Below are 2,310 nucleotides of genomic sequence, written 5' to 3'. Positions count from 1 at the left end.
GAGGCCGCGGGCCTCGACGTGGCTGGCGCTCCGGCGCCCAGACTCAGCAGCGAGGCGACGACGGTGGCCGAGCTTGCTGCCGAGGGATCCACCCATCCGACCCTCGCCGGGCTCACTGCCACGCTGGCAGGGGTTTCGGTGGTGGTGAACGCAGCAGGCCTGGCCGCACCCCGCAGCGGTGATACCCCCGAACTGCGTGGAGCGAATGCCCTGCTGCCAACAATCCTTGCGCAGGCCTGTGCAGCGGCCGGGGTCGATCGTCTAATCCACCTCAGCAGTGCTGCCGTCCAGGGGCAGCGGGACCAACTGGACGAGTCCCTGGACCTCGCCCCTTTTTCGGCCTATTCCCGGAGCAAGGCCCTCGGCGAGCAGGCTCTTCAGGCGGCGGCGTCCGCCTCACGCATTGTCATCGTCCGCGCCACCTCGGTTCAGGGTGCCAACCGGCCGACGACGACGGCGCTCGCCCGGTTGGCTGCCTCACCCCTGGCTTCCGTTGCAGCCCCTGGTACTGCCGCGACGCCGGTCACGTCCGTCGAATCACTGGCCGATTTTGTCGTCAAGGTGGGCACCTTTGAGGGACCGGTCCCGTTGGTCGTCCTCCAGCCGAGCGAGGGGATGTCCGTCCGCTCTGTCCTGGAGGCTGCGGGTGGTACGCCCATCGTGCTGCCGCGACGGCTGTGCCGCGTCCTGCTGCGCGCCGGCTACGCGGTATCGAAACTTGCCGGCGAACGGCTCCACGGCAGCCTGCGCCGGGTGGAGCTGATGTGGTTTGGCCAGGCCCAGGAGCCCGGTTGGGCGGCAGCCCAGGGCATCCGGGTCGAGCAACGTGTCAGCGGGGTGTTGGAGAGTGCGGCGTCCCGGCGTCGTCAGGGCCGGTCGGGCCGGCAGGGTCGCTCGGGCCGGCAGGGTCGCTCGGGCCGGCAGTCTCCGGCGAATCGGTAGCCTCAGCCGGGTCTTTGAGTGCCGGCACCACGACCTGTAGCTGGTCCAGGCTGATGCTGCCTGCACGGACCAGGCGCAGTTCATCACCCGTCGCATCAATGATGGTTGAGGCGGTGGCGCTGCGCGGGCCGCCCTCCAGATACACCTGGACGGAGCCCGCCAGCTGATCGAAGGCGTCCGCGGCGGTGGTTGCGGCCGGCGCTCCCGTGCGGTTGGCTGAGGAGACAGCCAGCGGACCTGTCAAGGCCAGCAGGTCCAGGACCACCCGATCATCGGGCACGCGCAGTGCCACGGTGCCGAGAGTGTCGCCCAGGTCCCAGGTCAGTGACGGCTGCGCGCGGAAGATCAGGGTCAGACCGCCGGGCCAGAATGCCTCGGCCAGCTTTCTCGCGTCCGGATGAATCTCGGCGGCAAGGCCATCCATCGTCTGTACGCGGGGAATCAGGACGGGGGGCGGCATGCTTCTCCCCCGCCCCTTGGACGCCAGCAAGGTGGCAACTGCCTGCGGCGAGAAGGCATCGGCGGCAATGCCATAGACGGTGTCGGTGGGCACCACCACACACTGGTTGGCCGCGATGGCGCGTTGGGCGTGGGCTAAACCGTCGCTGCGCTGGGCGGGGTCGGAGCAGTCATAGCTGGTGGTCACAGAATTATTCTTTCACTGGTGCGTGGGGATGGGCAGGGTGGCTGCGCACAGCCGACGTGGAGCGGTCGCGTCCGGTGAGGTCCTGGTGGGTCTGAACCGCGGTCCAGTTCAGGTCTGCTGTCAGAAGGGCGGCAATCGCGGGTGCCTGGACTTCGGCGTGTTCCATCACGAAGTAGCCGCCAGGGACGAGCAGCCGGGCAGCGCTGAGCGCCGCCGCTTTGGGGAGCTCGAGGCCATCAGCGCCGCCACCGTACAGTGCGATCTGCGGGTCGTGGTCCGCCACTTCGGGTTCCCGGGGAACTGCTGCCGACGGAATATAGGGCGGATTGGACACCACCACATCGAAGCTACCGTCTTCTTCCCCCAGCGCATCCCGCAGGTCACCAAGGATCAGCGTCACGCCCCGGCTCACCACATTGCGTTCCGCCCAGGCATACGCCAGTGGGCTGAACTCCACTGCGTACACGTCGGCGCCAGGCACTTCGTCGGCGATGGCGGCGGCGATGGCACCGCTCCCGGTGCCCAGGTCAACCACCCTGGGCCGGGTCAGCGTCAGGGCGTGATCAATGGCGAGTTGCGCCACCGATTCGGTTTCCGGGCGCGGAATAAACGCCCCGGGGCCCACTGCCAGCTCCACCCGGCGGAAATAGGCGACGCCGGTAATGTGCTGCAGCGGCACCCGTCGCTCACGCTCCGCCACCAGCTCAAAAAACCCGGCCGGC

3 protein-coding genes are annotated in these 2,310 nt (G+C 68.6%); 1 reads left to right on the top strand and 2 read right to left on the bottom strand.

Annotated features, from left to right (window positions below):
* Window positions 1-942 (top strand): NAD-dependent epimerase/dehydratase family protein (locus K728_RS20695; RefSeq protein ID WP_156911322.1); only part of this gene is annotated, 942 nt, incomplete at its 5' end.
* Here the strand turns inward: K728_RS20695 and K728_RS0113470 are convergent.
* Window positions 830-1,588 carry an L-threonylcarbamoyladenylate synthase gene (locus K728_RS0113470; RefSeq protein WP_024477038.1) on the bottom strand — a complete coding sequence of 253 codons (759 nt, stop codon included), beginning with the start codon at window positions 1,586-1,588 and terminating at the stop codon, window positions 830-832. The two genes, K728_RS20695 and K728_RS0113470, sit on opposite strands and share 113 nt — an antisense overlap.
* Window positions 1,589-1,592: 4 nt before the next feature.
* The coding region (prmC, locus tag K728_RS0113465; RefSeq protein WP_024477037.1) for a peptide chain release factor N(5)-glutamine methyltransferase at window positions 1,593-2,310 on the bottom strand (718 nt) is incomplete at its 5' end.

The sequence above is a fragment of the Arthrobacter sp. CAL618 genome, from assembly GCF_000468215.1.
Classification (GTDB): Bacteria; Actinomycetota; Actinomycetes; order Actinomycetales; family Micrococcaceae; genus Arthrobacter_D.
Note: the sequence above shows the minus strand (reverse complement) of the source record. Positions and strands in the feature narration are given on the sequence as shown.